The organism is Sutterella sp. (genome assembly GCF_052272535.1).
In the GTDB taxonomy this organism is placed as follows: Bacteria; Pseudomonadota; Gammaproteobacteria; order Burkholderiales; family Burkholderiaceae_F; genus Sutterella.
The window spans coordinates 1-21,385 of record NZ_DAVZJY010000016.1; the positions used below are offsets into that span (position 1 = coordinate 1).

16 protein-coding genes are annotated in these 21,385 nt (G+C 65.0%); 10 read left to right on the top strand and 6 right to left on the bottom strand.

Annotation, left to right across the window (positions count from 1 at the left end; translation table 11 throughout):
- The coding region (locus tag ACT6Y9_RS01990) for a metal-transporting ATPase (protein WP_443743323.1) at positions 1-890 on the top strand (890 nt) is incomplete at its 5' end.
- A gap of 230 nt (positions 891-1,120) precedes the next feature.
- On the opposite strand, the gene ACT6Y9_RS01995 is transcribed toward ACT6Y9_RS01990, so the two are convergent.
- Positions 1,121-2,764, bottom strand: coding sequence for an HAL/PAL/TAL family ammonia-lyase (locus tag ACT6Y9_RS01995; protein ID WP_443743324.1), 1,644 nt, complete (start codon positions 2,762-2,764; stop codon positions 1,121-1,123).
- Positions 2,765-3,092: 328 nt separating this feature from the next.
- Here ACT6Y9_RS01995 and ACT6Y9_RS02000 point away from each other — a divergent pair, with 328 nt between their 5' ends.
- The 3 genes from ACT6Y9_RS02000 (at position 3,093) to ACT6Y9_RS02010 (ending at position 6,892) form a co-directional block, all read left to right on the top strand.
- Entirely contained in the window at positions 3,093-4,859 is a 1,767-nt protein-coding gene (locus ACT6Y9_RS02000) for a flavocytochrome c (protein WP_295476953.1), read from the top strand.
- A gap of 192 nt (positions 4,860-5,051) precedes the next feature.
- The gene (locus ACT6Y9_RS02005) at positions 5,052-5,639 is read left to right on the top strand and encodes a TetR/AcrR family transcriptional regulator (protein WP_443743325.1); all 588 of its coding nucleotides are present in this window, start codon (positions 5,052-5,054) and stop codon (positions 5,637-5,639) included.
- A 26-nt stretch (positions 5,640-5,665) separates the two neighbouring features.
- The gene (locus ACT6Y9_RS02010; protein WP_443743326.1) at positions 5,666-6,892 is read left to right on the top strand and encodes an MFS transporter; all 1,227 of its coding nucleotides are present in this window, start codon (positions 5,666-5,668) and stop codon (positions 6,890-6,892) included.
- 1 nt (position 6,893) lies between these two features.
- Here the strand turns inward: ACT6Y9_RS02010 and ACT6Y9_RS02015 are convergent, their stop codons facing one another.
- Complete coding sequence (locus ACT6Y9_RS02015; RefSeq protein ID WP_443743327.1) at positions 6,894-8,537, bottom strand: sigma-54-dependent Fis family transcriptional regulator; 1,644 nt, start codon at positions 8,535-8,537, stop codon at positions 6,894-6,896.
- A gap of 272 nt (positions 8,538-8,809) precedes the next feature.
- Here ACT6Y9_RS02015 and ACT6Y9_RS02020 point away from each other — a divergent pair, with 272 nt between their 5' ends.
- The 4 genes from ACT6Y9_RS02020 (at position 8,810) to ACT6Y9_RS02035 (ending at position 13,772) form a co-directional block, all read left to right on the top strand.
- Positions 8,810-10,333, top strand: coding sequence for a flavocytochrome c (locus ACT6Y9_RS02020; protein ID WP_443743328.1), 1,524 nt, complete (start codon positions 8,810-8,812; stop codon positions 10,331-10,333).
- 44 nt (positions 10,334-10,377) lie between these two features.
- On the top strand, positions 10,378-10,740 hold the full coding sequence (locus tag ACT6Y9_RS02025) for a cytochrome c3 family protein (protein ID WP_443743329.1): 363 nt from the start codon (positions 10,378-10,380) through the stop codon (positions 10,738-10,740).
- Between the two features lie 72 nt (positions 10,741-10,812).
- Positions 10,813-12,474 (top strand): HAL/PAL/TAL family ammonia-lyase, encoded by a 1,662-nt coding sequence (locus ACT6Y9_RS02030; RefSeq protein WP_443743330.1) that lies wholly within the window; start codon positions 10,813-10,815, stop codon positions 12,472-12,474.
- Positions 12,475-12,653: 179 nt separating this feature from the next.
- Positions 12,654-13,772, top strand: a complete 1,119-nt coding sequence (locus ACT6Y9_RS02035) for a porin (protein WP_443743331.1) — start codon at positions 12,654-12,656, stop codon at positions 13,770-13,772.
- 182 nt (positions 13,773-13,954) lie between these two features.
- Here ACT6Y9_RS02035 and ACT6Y9_RS02040 read toward each other — a convergent pair whose 3' ends face one another.
- From ACT6Y9_RS02040 to ACT6Y9_RS02050, 3 genes are all read right to left on the bottom strand, one after another.
- Positions 13,955-14,530, bottom strand: coding sequence for a hypothetical protein (locus tag ACT6Y9_RS02040; RefSeq protein WP_443743332.1), 576 nt, complete (start codon positions 14,528-14,530; stop codon positions 13,955-13,957).
- Between the two features lie 258 nt (positions 14,531-14,788).
- Positions 14,789-15,178 (bottom strand): cytochrome c3 family protein, encoded by a 390-nt coding sequence (locus tag ACT6Y9_RS02045; RefSeq protein WP_295476945.1) that lies wholly within the window; start codon positions 15,176-15,178, stop codon positions 14,789-14,791.
- Positions 15,179-15,199: 21 nt separating this feature from the next.
- A complete protein-coding gene (locus ACT6Y9_RS02050) occupies positions 15,200-17,056 on the bottom strand; it encodes an FAD-dependent oxidoreductase (protein ID WP_443743333.1) in 1,857 nt (618 codons plus the stop codon).
- 279 nt (positions 17,057-17,335) lie between these two features.
- Here ACT6Y9_RS02050 and ACT6Y9_RS02055 point away from each other — a divergent pair, with 279 nt between their 5' ends.
- A complete protein-coding gene (locus ACT6Y9_RS02055) occupies positions 17,336-19,195 on the top strand; it encodes a sensor histidine kinase (RefSeq protein ID WP_443743334.1) in 1,860 nt (619 codons plus the stop codon).
- 58 nt (positions 19,196-19,253) lie between these two features.
- Complete coding sequence (locus ACT6Y9_RS02060) at positions 19,254-19,892, top strand: response regulator transcription factor (RefSeq protein ID WP_295476939.1); 639 nt, start codon at positions 19,254-19,256, stop codon at positions 19,890-19,892.
- A gap of 41 nt (positions 19,893-19,933) precedes the next feature.
- Here ACT6Y9_RS02060 and ACT6Y9_RS02065 read toward each other — a convergent pair whose 3' ends face one another.
- Positions 19,934-21,178: an MFS transporter gene (locus ACT6Y9_RS02065; RefSeq protein ID WP_443743335.1), complete on the bottom strand. Its 1,245-nt coding sequence runs from the start codon at positions 21,176-21,178 to the stop codon at positions 19,934-19,936.
- Between the last annotated feature and the right edge of the window lie 207 nt (positions 21,179-21,385).

Here is a 21,385-nt window from a genome sequence, read left to right on the forward strand (position 1 = left end):
CCGTCCCGGAGGCGGACGCTCCCGGGACGCTCCTCGGCCTCGTGCGGGTCGCCGACCAGGTGAAGCCCGATTCGCCCGAAGCCGTAGCCGCGCTCGAAAAGCTCGGGATCGTGGTGACGATGCTCACCGGCGACAATGAGGCGACGGCGCGCGCCATCGCCGCCAAGACCGGGATCAGCCGCGTCGTCGCGGGCGTGCTCCCGGGCGGCAAGGCCGAAGAGGTCGGCCGGCTCCACGCCGCGGGCAGGCGCGTCCTCATGGTGGGCGACGGTGTCAACGACGCCCCGGCCCTGGCCGCCGCGGACGTCGGCGCCGCGATCGGCGCGGGAACGGACGTTGCGATCGCCTCTGCGGACGTGGTTCTCATGAAGAGCCGCCTCACGGACGTCGTGCGCGCGGTCGAGCTCTCGCGCGCGACGATGCGCAACATCCGCGAGAACCTCTTCTGGGCCTTCATCTACAACGCCGTCGGCATCCCGATCGCGGCGGGCGTCTTCGCCTCCGAAGGCCTCACGCTCTCGCCGATGATCGCCGCGGCCGCGATGAGCCTCTCGTCCTTCTCCGTCGTCACGAACGCGCTGCGCTTAAGATTCTTCAAACCGAAACTCGTCCCCGAGGGCGCTCCCGCGTCCCCGACCACCCGCCCGGTCGCAAACGGCCCGGCAAAGGAAGGAAAAATGACTCAGAAGACCATCCACATCGAAGGCATGCACTGCGGCCACTGCACCGCGTCGGTTGAAAAGGCCCTCAAGGCCCTGCCCGGCGTCGAAGCCGTCACGGTGAGCCTCGAGAAGAAGCAGGCGGTGGTGGACGCCGACCTCTTTGTCACGGACGAAATGCTCCGCGCGACCGTCGAGGGCGCGGGCTTCAAGGTGATCGGCATCGAATAAGTCCCCTGAAGAAGGTCTGCGGCGAAGCGCCCCCTCAGTGCTCCGCCGCAGTCCGTCCCAAGAAACGAAGGCCCGGAGCGGTGCGTTCACTCGCACCTCCGGGCCTTCGTTTTGCCGGGCGGCGGCTCCTCTCGGGCTGCGCCTGACGAAGAAAAAGGCCCCGCCCGAAGACGGAGCCTCCTGCGCATCGGAGCGCCGGCCTCAGCCAGAAGGCCGGCCGGCGGTCTCCATTACCAGTTCTTCAGGATCTTGATGCCTTCCTCAAGATCGCCCGAGAAGATGCGGTCCTTCGAGACGAAGGGCACCTTCGCGCGGTAGGCCTTGTAGAGGGCCTCGGTCTTGGGCGAAAGCTCAACGTTCGACTGCTTCGCGCGGCGCAGGTCGATCGCCTGGGTCGAATGGAGAAGCTCCATCGAGTAGAGGTCGATGATGTTCTCCGAGGAGCGGTTCAGACGTTCGGCAATGCGCGGCAGATTCGAGGCGGTGTCCTCGATGTTGCCTTCAACGGCGGAGCCGTCCATCGAGACCGGGTTCGCGAGGTCCACGTTCTCGGCGTAGATCGAGACCATCGAGTCCTCGGTCGCGCCGAAGTTGTGGCCGTTCTTGTTGGACTCGGCCGTGAGGTAGCGCGGCAGACCCGAGAAACGGTCCTCGTCGAGGCGGATCGTGCGCTGCACGCAGTTGTGGGCGACGTGGGCGAGCGCGATGGCGGCGCGTTCAGCGGAGATCGCGATCGGGAGCGGCTCGAAGTTCGCCGACGGGATGATCGCGCCCTTCAGGCCTTCGGCATCAACGAAGTACTGCGCGACCTGGCTCGACTCGTAGTCCTCCTTCGAGGCGTTCAGGATAACGCCGGGATTGTCGTCGGAAGAGTTGATCTGGATGTTCACGAGGGCGTCGAGCTCGGAGAGCGCGCGCAAGGCTTCCGAATAGGTATAGACAGTCGTGCGGAAGCTCAGCGGATCCTGCAGGCTGCGGGATTTGTCGAACGTCCAAAGGTAGGAGCCCTTGAGCTCTTCGCGGAAGTTCTTCGCGGCTTCCTGAAGGCCGAGGAGCGGATGGGAGTTCACGGTCTGCGTGAGGAACGGGGCGACGTTGCCGTTCAGGCCCTCAAGCGTGAGGCCGAAGACGGTGGGCGTCACCTTCACGGCCTGACGCATCGTCTTCATCGCGCCCATGAGCATCGCAACGCCGACCGAATTGGTCGAGAGGATGCCGAGGCCGTCCTTGCCCTGCGGCACGAGCGGCGTGATGTTCTTCGCCTTGAGCGCCTCGGCGGCGGACATCTCCTTGCCGTTCACCGTCACCTTCCATTCGCCCATCATCGTTGCGCCCACGTGCGAGGCGAGCGTGATGTCGGCGTCGCCGATGCTGCCGCGGCTCGGAATCACCGGGGTGATGCCCTCATTGAGGAAGGTGCGGTAGAGCTCCGCAACGCGGGGCTGCACGCCCGCGCGCCCCTTCAGGAGCGTGTTGAGGCGAATCACCATCGAGAGGCGGACGATCTTCGGATCGAGCGACGGACCGTAGCCCACGGAATGCGAGCGGAGAATGTTGCGGTTGAAGTCGATGCTCGCCTGCTTGGCGACGTCGGTGAGCTCGCCCTTGGCGTCGAAGAGGTGGTGGTCCTTGTTGAGGCCAACGCCCACCGTGAGGCCGTAGATCTCGACGCCATGGCGCGCGGCGGTCATCACGAGGTTGTAGGAATCGGTGAGGTGCTTCATCGCTTCAGGAGCGATCACGACCTCTTCGCCGTTGGCGGCGGCCCAGGCCTGTTCCTGGGTGAGCGTGCGGCCGTCGAGCGTGACGGCGGCTTGAGCGGCGGCGGACATGAATGCAAGACCAACTGTGAAGGCAAGAGTGGTAAGACGCATTTTGCAGTTTTCCGAAAGGACTGTGGAGATGTTGACGTCGGGACGGCTCGGCCTTCGGGTTGGCCTCCGTCCTGGGTGAGGCAGAATTTACGCTCATAACAAACCGCCTGGTCGGTTTTTATGGATACCGCATTTATGACTAGCGAAAACACCTATTCATTCAATTTATTTATGTTTTTCATCGGTTTCCCATCTAGATACATTGCATTAGTAGGGGTTAACCATAAGAACTAGCGAGGGACAAAAAAGACCATTCGGTCGGTTTTGCCTATAATCCGCCGCATCACACCTCCTACTCAAACCTCTTCAGGTACAGGACGTATCCATCATGAAGTTCAAGAAGTCCCTGATCACCGCCGCCGCGGCCATCGCCTTCGGCGCCGCCTCGGCCTCCCTCCTCGCCGCTCCGGTCACCACCGAGGGCGTGGGCGTCGGCAAGCACGGCGACATCGTGGTCGCCGTCACCTTCGACGACGGCAAGATCCAGAAGATCGAGATCAAGAAGAACGCCGAGAACCCGGTGCTCGCCAAGCAGGTCTTCACCGATCTGAAGGACCACATCGTTCAGGCGAACTCCGTCGAGCTCGACGCCGTCTCGGGCGCCACCTTCACCTCGAAGGGCCTCTTCGCCGCCGTTCAGGACGCCGCCAAGAAGGCCGGCGTGAAGCTCGGCAAGGCCGACAAGAAGGCCGTGAAGCAGGTCGCGAAGGACCTGCCGAAGAACTCCTCCTACGACGTCGTCGTGATCGGCGCGGGCGGCGCGGGCTTCTCCGCCGCCATCGAAGCGAAGAACGCCGGCGCGAACGTCGTGCTGCTCGAAAAGATGCCGATGGTGGGCGGCAACTCCCTGATCTCCGGCGCCGAGATGAACGCCGCGAAGAACTGGGTCCAGCCCGTTATCGGCATCAATGACGACTCGCCTGAACTCCACGCCAAGGACACGTACTTGGGCGGCGACAAGAAGGGCGACCTCAAGGTCATCGACGTCATGACGCATCAGGCTTTGGCCGGCGCCGAATGGTGCCGCGACTACCTCGGCGTGCGCTTCGAGCCCGACAACCTCTTCTTCTTCGGCGGCCACTCCCGCAAGCGCGCCCTGATTCCGGTCGGCCACACCGGCACGGAATTCATCACGAAGTTCCAGGCGAAGGCCGATGAGCTCGGCATCCCGGTCATCACCAACATGAAGGCCGAAGAGCTCATCAAGGACAAGGACGGCCGCGTCGTGGGCGTCAAGGCCACGATGGCGGGCGTCGAATACACCTTCAACGCCAAGGGCGGCGTCGTGCTCGCCACGGGCGGGTTCGGTGCGAACCCCGAGATGGTGAAGAAGTACAACCCGAAGATCGACGAACGCTTCAAGACCACGGACGCTCCGGGCACCACGGGCGAGGCGCTCTACATGGCCCAGCGCGCCGGCGCCGAGTTGGTCAACATGCAGTACATCCAGACCTACCCGATCTGCGACCCGATCTCCGGCGTGATCGAACTCATCGCCGACGCGCGCTTTGACGGCGCGATCATGCTCAACCAGGAGGGCAAGCGCTTCGTCGAGGAGCTCGGCCGCCGCGACGTGCTCTCCGAGGCGATCCTCAACCAGAAGGGCGGCTACTGCTGGGTGCTCTGGAACGACAAGATCGGCGCCGTGTCGAACACCGTCAAGGAACACCCGACCGAGTACGACGCCTTCACGAAGCAGGGCATCATGACCACCTGCCCGGACCTGAAGTGCATCGCTGACTTCACGAAGATCCCCTATGACTCGCTCAAGGCCACGACCGACCGCGTCACCTCGATGGCCGGCAAGGGCAACGACAAGGACTTCCACCACCGCGCGGGCCTCGTCGACATGAGCCAGGGCAAGTACTACGTGATCAAGGCCGTGCCCTCGGTGCACCACACCATGGGCGGCGTGCGCATCAATGAGAAGGCTGAGGCCCTGACGGCCGAAGGCAAGGTCATCCCGGGCCTCTGGGCCGCGGGTGAAGTGACGGGCGTCACGCACGGCACGAACCGCCTTGGCGGCAACGCCTACACGGACATCATCGTCTTCGGTCGCATCGCCGGCAAGGCGGCCGCCGCCGCCGCGAAGTAGTCCTTTGCGGATGAAGTGCGCGCTCCTGAAGGCCCAACCTCGCCTTCGGCGCGCGCGCCACATCTTTCCTTCCGCCCGACGGCCCGCGGCTCCCATCGAGAGCTGCGGGCCGTCGGGTTTTCGCCATCTGCGGCCGGCAGTCCTAGAATGGCGCGCATCTCTCCGATCCCGCCCCCAAAGAACCCTACCCAAATGGCAAGCATCAAGGCCGTCAAGACCCGGCAGTCGATCATCGACGCCGCAAAGGCGATCATTCTCGAAGAAGGCATCGGCGCGCTCACGATGGACCACGCCGCCGAAAAAGCCGGCATCAGCAAGGGCGCATTGATGTACCACTTCAAGAGCAAGCGCGCGCTGCAGGCGGCGCTTGTGGAGGACTACGCCGCGCATCTCGACGCCGAGCTCTCGCGTCATGAGGCGCTCTTCGACGGCTCGCCCGAGGAGACGCTTGTTCCGGGCTTCATCGAGTGGTTCCGGAGCTTCGACCGCGACAACCACGGTTGGGCTTCGGTCGGGCTCGCCATTCACTCGAACTTCGTTCACGACGAGGAACTCATGCGTCCGGTGAAGGCGTGGTATGAGAAGCTCCACGCCCGTATCGCCGCGCTCCCCGAGGACGTCCGCACCCCGGCGCTCGTCGCCATCATGGCGCTTGAAGGGTTCTTCTACTCGCACAAGTTCGGCGTGGATCTCACCAACCCGAAGCTCAAGATCCAGGCCTGGCACTATATTCTTGATAATCTTGTTCATTCCCCCGCGGTGAAGCCCAGAGCCCCCTGACGGCGCTTCCCTCCAGAGCCCGAGCCATGTCCTCCGCCGTTCTTTCCCCACGCCGCCTCTGCGCCGCTGCGGCAGGCACGCCCTTTCTCGACGGCTACGCAACCGGATCGGCCGCCTTCCTCATCATGATGATTCCAGGCATGACCGCCTGGGAGACGGGCGCCTTCACCGGAATCTACCTTCTCGTCTTTTCCGTGGGTGCAGTGGTCTTCGGCTGGCTCGCGGATCACTTCGGCCGCCGGCGGATCTTCTCGGGCTCCATGCTCGCACTCGGCGCCGGAACCATCGCCTCCCTCCTCCTTCTCGGCACCTCTGCGGACGTGGATGCCACGGTCGGCGCCGCGCAGCTTTCGGCACTTCTCGGGCTGCGCGCCCTCATGGGGCTGCTCCTCGGCGGCGACTATCCCGTCGGGCAGGCGCTCATCACGGAGCTCATCGCCGAAGAAGAGCGCGCGCAGCACCTCTCGCTTCTGATGTTTGGGTGGTACGCAGGCGCACTCTTCGCGGTTCTGCTCTCCCGCCCGATTTTCGCCCTTGACCTCTCCTGGACGACCTTCCTCTGGGTGCAGGCGGCCCTCGCGCTCCTCTTTTGGGCGGCGCGCAGGGGCGTGCCTGAATCCGCCGCCTGGAGGGCGGCGCGCCGGAGGGCGGACGCTGCTCCGGACGGCCGCCGGGGCGCCTTCTCGGAGCCCGGCTCCCTGCGGGCGTTTCTCTTCTGCACGGTCTTCTGGCTCGCCCAAACAATCCCCGCCACGGTCCTGATGTTCTATTCGACGAAGATCCTCTCGGGGTTTCTCGATACTAAGAGCGCCTTCATCCAGGTGCTGCTCCTCTACGGGTGCTTCCTCCTCGGCGTCCTCCCGGCCGCCCATCCGGCATTGGCGCGGTGTCCCAAAGCGGTTCTGATCGGCACCTTCCTCGCGATGGCGGCGTCCCTCGCCGCCGTGACGCTCGGGCGCGACATGCATTCGACCCTCATGACGGGCGCGGCCTTCATCCTCTTCGCGCTCGCCTATGGGCTGCAGACGCCTCTCGACTTCGTCTTTCCCAACATGCTCTTTCCCGCACGCACCCGCGCGAGGTTGGTGGGGCTCACCACGACCGTCTCGCGCGTGGGCTCGATGGGCGCAGCCTTCGCGTTCCCCGTTCTCGCGGAGGAATTCCCCGTCGCCGCGCTCTTCTGGTCGGGATGCGCCGTACTGCTCTTCGGGGCGCTCTTCTCGTGGCGCTTTGCGCCTGCCGACCGCGGCTGAGTCAGGAGCGGCTGAAGCGCTCGAAGCCCAAACGCCGCAGGCGCGAGCGCAGCGTGTTGACGTTGATGCCGGAAAGTTCCGCCGCGCCGCCCGGTCCGGCGATCCGCCCCTTCGTGCGTGAGAGGAGCTCGGAAAAATAACGCCGCTGCATTTCATCAAAACGCTCCGTCGCCGCAAGCGCATCCGGCCGGGCAGCCGCTGAGGCGCCGACCGCGGCTGCGGCCGATCCTACTGCGCCCGCCGTCGGAAGGGCGAGCGTTTCATCGTCGGGCGAATAGACGAATGACTCAATCACGCCGTTCGTCTGCATGAGCGTGCGGGAGACTACGTTCTTCAACTCCCGGACGTTGCCCGGCCAAGGCATTCGGAGGGCGCCTTCAATCGCCGCCTCCGTGAGGACGGGCTCCTCGGCGAGCCCGTAGCTCTTCACGAAGCGCCAGATGAAGAGGCGCGCCAACGGCGCGACGTCCTCCGGGCGCTCCCGCAGGGGTTTCAAGCGGATCGGCAGGACGTTGAGCCGGTAGAAGAGATCAAGGCGGAATCGCCCGTCGCGCACGAGCGCCTCGAGGTCGCGGTTCGTCGCACCGATGATGCGCACGTCCACGGGAATCTCCGCCGTGCCGCCCACGCGGCGCACCGTGCGGTTCTGCAGCACGTGCAGGAGCTTCGCCTGCATCCCGAGGGGGAGCTCCCCGATCTCGTCGAGAAAGAGCGTGCCGCCGTCGGCCTCTTCGAAGTAGCCCGTATGGCGACGCTCCGCACCGGTGAAGGCCCCCGCCTCATGGCCGAAAAGCTCGGATTCGATCAGATTTTCCGGGATGGCCGAGCAGTTGACCCGCACGAAGGGCGAGCGGCTTCTGTCGGAAAGTGCATGCACCGTCTGTGCGACCACCTCCTTGCCCGTGCCGGACTCACCCGTGATCAGGAGGTTCTCGTTGAATCGGGCGGCGAGCTTGATGTCGTTCGCGATCCGGTGCATGGAGGGCGTATTGGCGAGGAGGATTGAAAGGGGCTCCTCGCGGATGCTCGAGAGCGACGCGACGAGCTGCCGGTTTTCTGTGGTGAGGGCCGTGCGCTGACGCGAAAGCTCCGCGGAGATCGCGAACCCGGCATGAAGCGAGAGGAGCGTCTCCGATCCTGCGAGCCATGCGGCGTGCTCGGAGTGGAAGGCCCCCGCGCGGTCCGACCAGAAGCAGACGATGCCGTAGCGCTGCCCCTCGAGCCGGAGCTTCATCATCAGGAAGGAGGCGATTTCAGGGACGACCTGCGGCGCTACGTACGCCGTGAAGGGATCGTCCGCTAGCCGGTTCACGATCCGAACGGACAGATCCGCGTCCGCAGCACGCGCCGCGTTCGTCTGCGCCCAGAGACGCTTCATTCCCGCCTTCACCGGTACCGCCCGGTTGATGCGCTGCGGCTCGCCCCGCCGTGCTCCCGCGAAGAAGTACACCGCATTCTCATCGGGCTTGTAGATGTTCATGAAGACGCCCTTCGCAGGAAAGGCTCCCCAACGGCCTCCCTCGAGGCCCGAAGCCTCACGGGCGGCGGCGTCGAGGGCGTGCAGCAGGCGCTCGAGCGCTTGGTTGAGGTCGAGCGTGCTTGTAAGAGCTTCGAGAATCGCCGGGCGGCAGAGCGTTGTGATCATGGAAACGAAATATCGTTGAAACGTGAAATATCGTTGTTCAAATATACGACATTTCGTTTTACCTTCTACTGCAACACAGCTGAAACTACCGTCTAGGCCGAAAGAACTACAGACATCTATTTGTTGTTCATGGCTTTTACGTTGATTAAGTGTTTGTCCCTAGTTCTTTTGGAACGCCACCTGCTCTTAAAGAGATCGTCAACGAAGTCGTCAAGTGCTGCTTGGAAAGCCTGATGCACCGGAAACACCCCATTCCACTGGAGACCACAATCATGAACAACTCTTCAACCTCCCGCCGCCGTTTCCTTCTGAGCGGCGCCATGGGCGCGGCGGCCGCCGCAACCGGCTTTGCCGCGCGTGCGGCGGATGCCTCCGCCGCCCCCGCCTTCGACAAGGTCTACGACGTCATCGTCGTAGGCTCGGGCTTCGCCGGCCTTGCCGCAGCCCTTGAAGCGAGCATCGGCGGCGCCAAAGTGCTGCTCCTCGAGAAGATGCACGCCTACGGCGGCAACTCCGCCATCAACGGCGGCGCCTTCAGCGTCGCGGGCTCCCCCCTGCAGAAGAAGTACGGCATCAAGGATTCGCCCGAGCAGATGCTCGCCGACATGATCCGCTCCGGTCGCGGTCTCTCCCACGTCGACCTGCTCAAGATGGTGGTTGAGGGAAGCCTGCCCGCCTACGAGTTCACCCTGCGCCACGGCGTCAAGTACAAGGACTTCGTGCAGCACTTCGGCGGCCACTCCGTTCCGCGCACGCTCCAGACCATCGAGAGCACGGGCGGCGGGATCACCCGCCCGCTCGCCGAATCCTGCAAAAAGCACGGCGTTGAGATGCACCTGCGCGCAAAGATGGAGGAGTTCATCCTCTCGCCCGCAGGCCGCGTGATCGGCCTCAAGGTCCGCGAGCGCTATGAGTTCCCGAATGAAGCTTCGGGCGTTCTTCAAACCTACGGCGCCCGTAGGGGCGTCGTAATGGCGACGGGCGGATTCTCGCGCAACATCTGGTTCCGCAAGCAGCAGGACCCGCAGCTCGACGAACGCCTCGACTCCACGAACCATCCCGGCGCCACGGGCGACGGCCTTTTGAAGATGCTCTCGATCGGCGGCGCTCCGGTGCAGATCGACCAGATCCAGCTCGGCCCCTGGACTTCGCCCGACGAGCGCGGCTTCGGCCTCGTGAGTCAGTTCAACACGATCGCGGGATTCCCCATGGGCATCATGGTCGACGTGCGCACCGGCCGGCGCTTCTGCAACGAGCTCGCCGACCGCAAGGAGCGCACCGACGCGATCCTCGGCCTCATGGAAAACGGCAAGCCCGTCTATCCGGTCTGCTTCACCGACGCCAAGGGCGTCGCCAAGGCGCAGACCCTCAAGAACGGCCTGAAATACGGCGTGATCAAGAAGTTCGACAAGCTCGAGGACCTCGCAAAGGCCTACGGCATCCCGGTCGAGCCGTTCGTGAAGCAGGTCGACGAATTCAACGCGATGGTGAAGCAGAAGAACGACACGCAGTTCCACCGCGCCCTCGACCTCGCCATCGTGCTCGACAAGGCCCCCTTCTACGCCTGCCGCGTCTGGCCGAAGGTCCACTACTGCATGGGCGGCGTAGGCATCACGAAGAACGCCGAAGTCTACAAGGTGGACGGCTCGATCATCCCGGGCCTCTTCGCCGCGGGCGAAGTGACCGGCGGCACGCACGGCGCCTCGCGCCTCGGCGGCTGTGCCATCGCCGACGGCCTCGTCATGGGCCGCATTGCGGCTCAGAGCGCCCTCAAGCTCGCGCCCGTCTCGCTCTGATCCCGCGCACCCGGCCCCATAAAACCGACTCTGGACCCATTGAAATGAACCGCATTCTTCAAAACGTCGCCCTCGTCGCGGGCTGTCTTTTCTTCGCCGCCTCCGCCTCGGCCGCGGCCCCGACCCTGAAGCCCCATCACCAGTCGATCAAGGACTGCGCCGTCTGCCACACCGCGGAGAACGCCGTCGCGGGCAACGCCTTCGTTGTTCCGAGCGACAAGGCCTGCATGAGCTGCCACGGCTCCTACAAGGACCTTGCCAAGAAGACCGCCAATCTCGGCGAGCCGAATCCGCATGCGTCGCACCACTACGGCGAAGGCATCTCCTGCACTGCCTGCCACAAGGAGCACCAGCCGAGCAAGGTCTACTGCAACGAGTGCCACAACTTCAAGTACCAAATCAAGTAATTCAATTGCAAAAACCGGCTTCGTCCGTCTGAGTCCGAAAACTCAGGCGACGCAGCCCCAAAGGAGATAATCATGTCCCGCATCTTCAAAACGACCCTTCTCGCCGCCGCCATGATCGCCGCCGGTGCCGCCGGAGCCGCCACCATCACGCTCGACGGCCGCAACCTCACGATGGAAAACGCCTGGGAGATCGCCCAGGGCAAGGCCGACGTCGCCATCGCCCCGAAGGCGATGAAGCTCCTCAAGGACAGCCACGCGCTCGTGATGGCCGCCGCCGCCAAGGGCCAGGCCGTCTACGGCCTCACCGTCGGCGTGGGCCTCAACAAGGACCACAAGCTCTTCACGGCCGACGGCAAGCTCACGCCTGAGGTGGTCGCCGCCTCGCGCGCCTTCAACTACAACGCGCTGCGCTCGCACTCCGCCGGCGTGGGCGAGATGATGCCCAAGGACCTCGCCCGCCTCTCGATGGTGATTCGCCTCAACACGCTCCTGGACGGCAAGTCCGGCGCCCAGGCCCGCGTCGCCGAGCTCTACCGCGACATGCTCAACAAGGGCGTCACGCCGCTCATTCCGTCCGAAGGCTCTATCGGCGAAGCCGACATTCTCCTCGCCTCGCATGTGGGCGCCGTGATGATCGGCGAATGGAAGGCCGAAGTGAACGGCAAGGTCGTGAGCGGCAAGGACGCCCTCAAGGCGGCCGGCATCACCCCGCTCGTTCCGGAAGGCAAGGACGCACTCGCCATCCTCTCGAACAACTCCGTCGCCATGGCCTACGCCGTCGAAGCCGCCCGCAACGCGCATCGCATCTGCGACGTGACGCCCACCATCTACGGCCTCTCCCTCGAAGGCCTCAACGGCAACGTCGCGCCGATCCTTCCGCAGACGATCGGCGCCCGTCCGTTCCCGGGCCTCGCTGAAACGGCCAAGGAGATGCGCGACGCGATCAAAGGCTCCTACCTCTGGCAGACAGACGCTACGCGCCCGCTACAGGACCCGCTCTCCTACCGCGTGACGGTCTACGGCCTCTCCGAAGCGAAGAACGCCGTCTCCGACCTTGAGAAGGTGATCAAGGTCCAGATCAACTCGACGGACGACAATCCCGCCACCATCCTCAACGCCGACGACGCCTACAAGGCCGAGTCCACTCAGGTGGCGAAGTACTTCGTCGAAGGCAACGGCGTGAAGGGCGCCATCATTCCGTCGGGCAACTTCAACCCGCTGCCCGTCGCCCTCGCCCTGCAGCGCACGTCGCTTGCCCTTGCGCACCTCTCGCACTACTCCGTGCAGCGCACGATCCACCTCAGCTACGATCAGTTCACGGGCCTCACCCGCTTCCTTTCGGATCCGGACAACAAGGGACACGCCTTCGGCGCCATTCAGAAGTCGTTCATGGGCCTGCATGTTGACAACATGAGCTTCGCCAACCCGGTGAGCCTCTTCGGCATGCCGGTGGCCGGTGAAATCGAAGACACGTTCACGAACATCCTTCAGGCCGCCAAGCGCCTCGAGGCGATCGACCAGAATCTCTTCCAGATTTACAGCGTCGAGACGCTACATTCCGCCCAGGCGATCGACCTGCGCCGCATGCTCAAGAACAAGGACCTCAAGCTCTCCGAGAAGACCGACGCCTTCTACAAGGCCTACCGCGTCAAGGTTCCGTACGTAAAGAACGACCGCATCTTCACGGACGACATCAAGGCCGGCACGGAGCTGATCAAGACCTACGCGTTCTAATCTCCTGAAGTCCCGCAAGTCCCTCAGGCGTCCGCGACTTCTCTCCAGCCAGAGGGGCCGCTGAAGGACGCCCGCCGCCGGACGCGACCTCCGTTCGACCGACACATCTTCTGACGCGCGGCGCGGCTCCCCTGAGACCTTCCGGAGCCGCCCACGCCATCTACTTGGGAAGAACAACAATGCAGTTCAAGACCCTCGCCCTTACCGCCGCCGTCTCCGCGGCTGCCTTCGCCGCTTCAGCCAACGCCGCCGACGTCAAGCTCTACGGCGCCGTCGACACGGGCCTCACCTACACGCACGGCTACGACAACGACGTGAACACACTCGAGATGACCTCGGGCAACTACGCCGGCCCCCGTTGGGGCGTCAAGGGGAGCGAAGAGCTCGCCGCCGGCGTCAAGGTGAACTTCATCCTCGAAGCCGGCTTCGCCTCCGATACGGGCGCGCTCGGCAAAAACGGCTCGCTCTTCAACCGCGAGTCCCAGATCAACATCTCGTCCGACTATGGCACGATCGGCTTCGGTCGCGTCGGCGCCTTCACCTCGGGCTCCTCCTCGCTCAGCTGGTACTGGGACATGGAGCCTTTTGAAACGGGCTACATCGACGCGGGCGTTCAGGCGAGCCAGATCAACGTCTGGCGCCTCAACTCCAACACGATCTACTACGTCTCGCCCACCTTTGCGGGCGTGAAGTTCGGCGCCCAGTACTCGCTCACGGGTGAGAACGACAAGGAGACCGAGAAGTTCTCCGACAACAATTCGTTCGCCAACATCGCCGTCCGCTATGACGGCGGGGCGCTGCGCGCCGTCGCCGGCCTCGAATACGAGCGCTTCGGTCAGAAGACGACCGGCTTCCGGGCCCGTCAGGACGACGCCTACAACTTCAAGCTCGCCGGCGCCTATGCTCCCGGCAACGGTCCCCTCACGATCTATGCGGGAATGAGCTGGTTCAAGAACTACTCGGCCTACTCGAACGCGGTCTGGGTGGATTCGCCTGCCTTTGATGCCGACGGCACCAAGCGCCTCAACGCCTGGTCGGGCTTCATCGGCGCGAAATACGCCATCGGTCAGGCCGACCTCCTCGCCTCCGTGCAGTATCTCGACGGCAGGAACAAGGACGCCGTCGCGTATGCCGAAGACGACTACTCGCGCATCGTGGGCGCCGTCGGCTGCCACTATCACCTCTCCGGCCGCACGATGCTCTACGCCATCGGATCCTACGCCGACGGCAGCGGCATGCTCGACGAGGCGAACAGCAACCGCTTCATGGCCCACCTCGGCATGACGCATTTCTTCTGACCGACGGCCTGTTCCGGCAATTCTCTTTTTCTGATGTGATTTCGGGCCTCCGCAAGGAGGCCTTTTTTTCCATTTCAGCCCCGGCCGTACAGCACAAGCAAAGGGCCCGGAATGCCGCATCGTCGCTCCGGGCCCTTTCTTTTCAGTGGGCCGCCCGATCGAACGGGGCGGCGCTCACTCAATCAGGCGCGTTCTCCGTGGACGTGCGCCTCGTCGCCGATGATCTCCTTGTTGATCTGCAGCGTGAACCACCCGTAGATCAAGAGGCCAATCACGGCGGTCGGAATCATCGAGAGGTAGTACTCGAGCCCGGGGAAGTAGCGCAGCCACTGGAGATAGTCGGGAAGCGCCACCTGGCGCACCACGAAGATCCCGAGCGTGTTGAGGGCGCAGACGATGAGGGTGAAGACGTGCGCCCAGGTGCACTGCCGGGTGAAGGTGCCGAGCGAGTAGTCGTACGGGATTTCGTCGAAGACCTCGCGGCAGCTGCGGATCTCGTAGCGCGAGAGCAGGTACCCGATCACCCAGGCGGCGGCAAGCCCGAGCCAGGCGAGCGGATTCGAGGCGATGCCCGCGACCGTGCGCTCCGCGACGGGCGTGTTGAGGCCGATCAGGAGCGCGCCGAGAAAGCCCGTTGCGACGGCGTCGAGAAGCACCCACCGCAACGTGCGGTGAAACGTGAAGTGATGCACGCCCACGCGGTAGGCGATGTATTTCGAAGGTGCGGTCTTGAGGTCGATCTTCGGCATGGATGACATGGATGATTGTTCTTTGGCGGCGTCCAAATGCGGGCTCCTGCACCGCGCCCCTCCCTTGGAGGTACGCCGCAGCAGGTAGTTTCGCCAAAGTGTATCCCCGCAGGCGCGCAAGCACCATAGACGAAGATCGACGGGCGTCGAGGCGTGCGCCACGGCGGGCTTGAGCCAAAAAAGCCCGGAACACCGCTTGAAGGTGCTCCGGGTGGAAAGGAGAGAAAAGGCTGGCGCCCTCATCCGCCGGAACCGACGGCGGACGGGCTACTTCTCATGGCAGCCGGCGTCGCTGCACTTCTGGAAGTTCTCCATGTGATGGCACCCATAGCACATGGAGAGCGACGCGGCTTCCGGCTTGTAGTCCTTCGGCGGCGGCAGCGGATGCGCCTTGTGGCAGCCCGTGCAGTCGGGAACAACCTTGGCGCCCGCATGCGGGTTGGCCGCGTTGGGATCAAGGTATTGATGAGGCTGGACGGGCGAGCCGAACTCGTCCTTCCAATTCTTGGTCTGCTCCCTCAGGGCGTCGAAGCTTCCGCCGTGGCACATCAGGCACTGCTGCGGGTCCGCCTTTTCGGCGGCGGAGACTTCGGGCGCCTCGGAGAGAGCCATGGCGAGCACCAGAGCGGCGAGCGCTGCAAGCGGGGTCTTGAGCATGGCTCTTCTCCTTTGGGGGACTTACTTCAAGGCCGCGAAGGTCTTGCCAAGGACGAAGGCCTGCACGAGGCCGCGCGCGAGGCCGTGCATGGAGCTGCCGCCCGTCACTTCGCCCGCGGCGTAGAGGCCCGGAATCTTCTCACCCTCCCAGTCGAGCACTTCGCAGGCGCTCGAGACATGCAGACCGCAGTAGCAGTCGTGCAGCGTCACGGACGTCCAGGCCGCGTAGAAGGGACCCTTCTCGATCTTGAACTGCGGCGTGGGCTTGTCGAAGTCCGGATCCTTGCCCTGATCGACGTAGGAGTTGTACTTCGCAACCGTCTCGGCGAGCGCCTTCGGATCCATCTTATGGGACATGTAGGGGTTCGTGTTGATCTTCGCGGCGAGCTCCTCGATCGTGTCGGCCGAGAAGAAGTACTCGGGATCGACGTACTTCTCGCCCGTGTGGATGCGTTCGCGCTTCAGAGCCTCACTGTCGAAGATCGCCCACTGAGGACCGGCGGACCAGTCCGGAGCGTGCGAGCCCTCGTTGATCGCGAGCGCCGCGGCGATGAAGTTGATCGGGTTGTACTTCGTGCGGTTGATGTTGCGCCAGTCGCCCTGGACGTAGGGGGCGCCGTCCTTGAAGTGCGCGCCGTTCGTGCCGTTCATCAGGCCGCGGGTGGAGTTCGCCGTCCCGTAGGAGGTCATCTTCGCGGAGTCCTTCGTGAGGCCCGCCGACGAGGTCTCCTCAAAGAAGCGCTTGCCGCACCAGTTGACGACGATCGCGTTCTGCCAGTTGCGCAGCGCCACGCCCGAGTGCTTCACGAGCGGGAAGATCGGGGATTCCGGCGCCCAGCGCAGGTACGTGTCGCGCACGCCGATCACGGCGCCGCGGGTGAGCGAAATGGGGCGTTCGGCGTAGGCGTTGGTGAGGCCCCAGAGGCCGGCGCCGCAGCGCATGGCGGCGAGGGTGCCCGAAGCGTCCTGAGGCGAATATTCACAGGCGGCCGCCGCAAACTCCTTCGTGAGGCGCGGGTCGACCATGCGGCGGAAGGCAACGTGGTCCGTGTAGCCGGCCGTGGCGAGAACGAGCGCCTTCTTCGCGTGGACGGTGATCTCCTTCTTCGTCGAGACGACGTCCTCGGCGGAGCGGAAGCCCTTCAACTCCGTCCCGTCCGGGAGGATCTTCGGCGTGCGGTGGGCCTTGAGGCCGATGCAGCGCTTCTTGGCGTCCTGGAAGATGTCGTCCATGTAGTAGTTCATCAGGAACTTGACGCCCGCCTTGCGCGCGGCGTCTTCGAGCGAGCGCATCAGGACCGTGCCCGAGGTGCCCGCAGGGGCTTCAAGCGACGCGCCCTTGGTCCACGAGAAGTGGAGTTCACGAGGCGCGGAGCAGCCCGCACCGTAGGCGCCCGCGTTGTCGGGCTTCTTGTCGAGGAACGGAACGCCGATCTTCACGAGCCAGTCGTAGGTCGGGACCATTTCGTCGGCGAGCATGCGCTGCATGTCGCGGTCGTTGTAGCGGAAGTCGGCGAAGCCGTTGGGGAGCGTCACCGACCAGTCGGTGAGGTCCTTGAAGACCGTCTCCGGATCGTCCTTGATGCCGTACTTCTTCTGCACGGCGTTGCCGCCGCCCAAGAGCGTGTTGCCCTGCGAGATGATCGCGTGGCCGCCGATGTCGTAGTTGGCGTCGACGACGAGGACCGAGAAGCCGGCCTCCTTCGCGCGTATGGCCGTCGGAATGCCCGCGGCGCCCGCGCCGACCACGACGACGTCCGCCTCGAAGTCCCACTTCGACGGGGTCTTCGCTTCGGCGGCGCCGGACATGCCGAACATCATGCCGCCCATGGCGGCGGATCCTGCGATGAAGCTGCGGCGGGAAAGACTCGCTGACATGATTCTTCTCCTTTCTTGTGTTCCTCGAACGGCATCCGGATCCCGCTGCGGGACCTGCGGCGCCGTCCGTGCGTCCTGAAGAGATTCAATCCTTTCGAACTGCCTCTGCTTGAGGCTTTCTTCCGAACTGAGACAATCATTACTGTCGAGATACTCGAGTAGCCTGACGCGCGTCAAAGACGCTCCGCGCTCCCTGCCGACTGCACATCGCCTGCGAAAACCTGCGGCCGTCTAAACTTCCGGCAATACCTTTTGCAAACGCCTTACGCGCCTTCCACCATGATCCGCCCGCTTCTCGTCCACCTCCTTTGGGCCGCCGCGCTTCTTGCGTTCGGCGCGGCCGGAGCCTCGGCCGAAGGGGCGGCGTCCCAGAGCGCCTCTTCGGCCGCGCCGGGCGGTCTCGACGGCATTTCGGGCGCGACGGCGAAGCTCTACCAGTCCCGTCCCCTGCGGGTCGGCATCATCTCGCTCTGGGAGACGCCCGAGACGACGCTCGCGCTCCGGCGGACGCTTGAAACGATTCAGCTCGCCTTCGCGCCCTATCCGGTCGAGGTGAATCCCCGCGTGCCATGGACCGAGCTCGAGCACCTCATCAAGACGGGCGGCATCGACGTCTTCATCGCGAGCTCGGGATTCAGCATGAGGCTCAGACCCTACGGCGCGATCGCGGTGGCGACCCTCATCACCGAGCTCCAGCCCAATCCCAACACGGGCGTCGCGACGGCGATCCTCGTGAGAAGCGACGACGACCGCTTCCAGACGATCGCGGACCTCCAGGGATCGCGCCTCTCGGCGAGCTACCCCTCGGCCTTCATGAGCTACCGCACGGCCCTCGGGGAAATCGCGGTGCGCGGCTTCGACCCGGAGCACTTCTTCGGCGACGTCCACTACACGGGCGACAGCGAGAACGGCTCGATCGCGCGGCGGCTCGACACGCGTGAAGCCGACGTCGCGATGGTGCGCGCGTGCTGGCTCGAGAGCCTCGCGCCGGAAGTCCGCGCCCGCTACCGGGTGCTCGAACCGCGCCAAGATCCGACGCTGCACTGCGCGCACACCTCGCGCACATACCCCAACATCATGGTCTCCGTCATGCAGGGCTCGGCGCCGGGCGCCGCCCACGTGATCGCCAAGACCCTGCTCTCGATCCCCGAAATCGCGCCGGGGCACCACTGGGGGGTCGCAACCGACCTGCGGCCCGTGGACCGGCTCTACCGGGAGCTCAAGATCGAGAACTACGCCTATCTGCGCGAACCCACGGTGAAGCAGTGGGTGCTTACGCACGTCGTCGACTGCATCCTCGCGGGGCTCCTCGTTCTCGGCCTCGGGCTCCACAGCTGGCGGGTCGCCTACCTCGTACGGCGCCGCACGGCCGAGCTCCGGGCCTCGATCGCCGAGGAGCAGGCCGCGCAGGCGCGCGTCAACGAACTCAGCGCCCGCATGGAGCGCATGCAGAAGGCGACCGTGGTGGGGCAGCTCTCAAACCTCATCGCCCACGAGCTCGCACAGCCGCTCGCCGCCGTGCAGTACTACTGCGAGGGCATGAAGGAGCTCTTGAAGCAACCTTCCCTCAACCGGCAGATGCTCGAAATGAGCCGCGCGGGGATCCTGAAGGGCGTCGAGCGCACGAAGGAGATCGTCGCGCGCGTGCGCGGGTACTCGAAGAACCAGCAGAGGCGCGACCAGGCGGTGACGCTCTTCGATGCGGTTGAGCGCGTCTACGGCGGACTCTCCTCGGAGATGACGGGCGGCGTCAAGTTCTCCAACCAGGGCCTCTACGGCGTCGTCGTGCGCGGCGACGGGCTCGAGATCGAGCTCCTCTTCAACAACCTTCTGAAGAACGCCTTCGAGGCCGCCTCGGGCGCGATGGTGAGCGCCGAGAAGCCCGCGGTGAACATCTACGCCCGCGTGTCGCCGGAAACTTCGAGCGTGATCGAGATCGTCGTTGAAAACACCGGCCGGCAGCTCTCGAGGGAGGACTTCGTCAACCTCACGACGCCCCTCATCACGAGCAAGTCGGCCGGCCAGGGCCTCGGCATCCCGATCGCCATCGCAATCGCCGAAGCCTCGGGCGGACACCTCGTCTTCGAGCCGCGCCCCAAGGGCGGCCTCGTCGCCCGGGTGACGCTGCCGACCGCATGAAGTGTCCCGCAAGAGAGACAACAAATCAACTGAAACTCAACGAACCGGAAAGCTCAAAATGACCGCAGCCGACGAGACGCTCGAGAACCTCAAGCGCACATCGCTCATACGCATCGTCGACGACGACGAGGAGGTGAGGAACGCCCTCGCCTTCATGCTCGCCTGCAAGGGGTGGCGCACCGAAGCCTACGCCGGCGCGCAGGAATTCATGAAGTCCTATTCCTCAACTCCGCCCGGGTGCCTGCTTCTCGACATCCGCATGCCGGGCATGTCCGGGCTCGAACTCCAGAGCCGGATGAAGGAGCTGAACCTCACGCTCCCGATCATCTTCATCACCGGACACGCCGACGTCCCCACCGCCGTGCGCACGCTCAAGATGGGCGCCTACGACTTTCTCGAGAAGCCCGTGGACGCCGAAGCCCTCACGACGGCGATAGAGGCGGCCGCGCGCATCAGCGCCGCGCAGGCCGAGGGCGGGCTCACCGCGGACGAGGCCGCAGAGGTGATCCGGCAGATGAGTCCGCGCGAGCGTGAGGTGACGCGCCTCCTCGCGCAGGGCCTTGCGAACCGCGACATCGCCGAGCACCTTTCGCTCTCGGAGCGGACCGTCCAGGGACACCGCAACAACCTCTACCACAAGCTGCGCGTGCACAACCTGCGCCAGTTCCAGGCGCTCACCAAGGAGCTCGCGCTCTGAGAGGACGCGCGTCCCGGTGAGGCGCCGGTCCCGGCACCCGATCAGGTCTGCCCGAACCGCGTGCGGCTTCTCACCCGCAGCGTCTGCACAACGGCCGCAAGCGCGAAGACCGCACCGCCCCAGAAGGTGGCGGCCGCCCCGACTTCGTCCCACAGGAACCCCGCGAAGAGCCCGGCGAAGAGGATCGCCGCGCCGCTCGCAAAGTTGAAGAGCCCGAAGGCCGTGGCGCGCTTCTCTTCGGGCGCCGACTCCGCGATGAGGAGCGAAAACACGCCCTGCGTCGCGCCGAGATGGAGCCCCCAGAGCACGACGCCGGCGATGATCCCGGCGGGCGTCGCGAAGAGCGCCGTCACGACGTCGCCCGCGGCGAGCAGAATGAGCCCGAGGGCGAGGAGCTTCATCGGATCTATGTGGTCGGCGAGCCGCCCGACCGGGTAGGAGGAGAGCGAGAAGACGAGGTTCATCCCGACCATCAGGAGCGGCACGGCCGCGGTCGGAATCCCGCAGTCGGCGGCGCGCAGCACCAGGAAGGCGTTCGAGAAGCGCGCGAGCGAGAAGATCACGCCGAGAACGAGCACCTGCGTGAAGAGGGGCGAGCGGACGGCGAAGAACTCCCGGATCCCGGTGGGGGCGGGCTTCATCTTCACCGCCCGGTCCGCGTCGTCCTCGACGCCGAAGAGAATCGTGAGGATGCAGAGCGCGCCCGGAATGAGCGCCACCCAGAAGATCGTGCGGAAGTCCTCGGTCCAGAACCAGAGGCAGAGGCTCGCAATCGCCGGCCCCACGAAGGCGCCCGCAGCGTCGAGCGACTGCCGCAGCCCATAGGCCGCGCCCCAGATGGATTTGGGCGTCACGGCCGCGACGATCGCGTCGCGGGGCGCGCCGCGCACGCCCTTGCCGATGCGGTCGAAGAAGCGCGCGGCGAGCACGATCCAGATCTGGTCGGCCAGCGCGAAGACGGGCTTGGCGAGAACGCCGAGTCCGTAGCCCAGAAGCACGAGGAGCTTGCGGTGTCCGAAGCGGTCCGCGATCGCGCCCGAAAAGACCTTGGCGACGAGGGCGGCGCTCTCGCCCACGCCTTCGACGAGGCCGATCATCATGGCGCTCGCACCGAGCGTCCCCGCCATGAAGAGCGGCAGGAGCGCGTGGATCATCTCCGAGGAGACGTCCATCAGGAGCGAGACAAAGCCGAGCGCCCAGACGGTGCGCGGGATGCCGGGGCGGTCGAGGCCGGCTCGGAGCTGCGGGCCGGCGGCGCCGGTCGTTTTGTCTTCCGAAGAGGTCATGGCGGGAGAATTTGCGGTTGAATGAGGAGAGGTTGGGGATTCTCCCGCCGGAACGTCAACGGGGCGTCAAAAGGAACGTCGAAGGGCGGATCCACCGGCGCGCCCGCCAACTTCTCCGGAACAAACGAAAAGGACGGCGGCAGAACGCCCGGCTCCGCGTGAGGCGCCTCCCCTCAAGAGAGAGGCGCCGCCCTCACGGATGCCGGG

Bases quoted from the DNA above. Each gene is read 5' to 3' on its own strand.
- ACT6Y9_RS02010 (WP_443743326.1), top strand. From the start codon at position 5,666: ATGTCCTCCGCCGTTCTTTCCCCACGCCGCCTCTGCGCCGCTGCGGCA.
- ACT6Y9_RS02055 (WP_443743334.1), top strand. From the start codon at position 17,336: ATGATCCGCCCGCTTCTCGTCCACCTCCTTTGGGCCGCCGCGCTTCTT.
- ACT6Y9_RS02025 (WP_443743329.1), top strand. From the start codon at position 10,378: ATGAACCGCATTCTTCAAAACGTCGCCCTCGTCGCGGGCTGTCTTTTC.
- ACT6Y9_RS02005 (WP_443743325.1), top strand. From the start codon at position 5,052: ATGGCAAGCATCAAGGCCGTCAAGACCCGGCAGTCGATCATCGACGCC.
- ACT6Y9_RS02060 (WP_295476939.1), top strand. From the start codon at position 19,254: ATGACCGCAGCCGACGAGACGCTCGAGAACCTCAAGCGCACATCGCTC.
- ACT6Y9_RS02045 (WP_295476945.1), bottom strand. From the start codon at position 15,178: ATGCTCAAGACCCCGCTTGCAGCGCTCGCCGCTCTGGTGCTCGCCATG.
- ACT6Y9_RS02000 (WP_295476953.1), top strand. From the start codon at position 3,093: ATGAAGTTCAAGAAGTCCCTGATCACCGCCGCCGCGGCCATCGCCTTC.
- ACT6Y9_RS02065 (WP_443743335.1), bottom strand. From the start codon at position 21,178: ATGACCTCTTCGGAAGACAAAACGACCGGCGCCGCCGGCCCGCAGCTC.
- ACT6Y9_RS02020 (WP_443743328.1), top strand. From the start codon at position 8,810: ATGAACAACTCTTCAACCTCCCGCCGCCGTTTCCTTCTGAGCGGCGCC.
- ACT6Y9_RS02015 (WP_443743327.1), bottom strand. From the start codon at position 8,537: ATGATCACAACGCTCTGCCGCCCGGCGATTCTCGAAGCTCTTACAAGC.
- ACT6Y9_RS01995 (WP_443743324.1), bottom strand. From the start codon at position 2,764: ATGCGTCTTACCACTCTTGCCTTCACAGTTGGTCTTGCATTCATGTCC.
- ACT6Y9_RS02030 (WP_443743330.1), top strand. From the start codon at position 10,813: ATGTCCCGCATCTTCAAAACGACCCTTCTCGCCGCCGCCATGATCGCC.
- ACT6Y9_RS02035 (WP_443743331.1), top strand. From the start codon at position 12,654: ATGCAGTTCAAGACCCTCGCCCTTACCGCCGCCGTCTCCGCGGCTGCC.
- ACT6Y9_RS02050 (WP_443743333.1), bottom strand. From the start codon at position 17,056: ATGTCAGCGAGTCTTTCCCGCCGCAGCTTCATCGCAGGATCCGCCGCC.
- ACT6Y9_RS02040 (WP_443743332.1), bottom strand. From the start codon at position 14,530: ATGTCATCCATGCCGAAGATCGACCTCAAGACCGCACCTTCGAAATAC.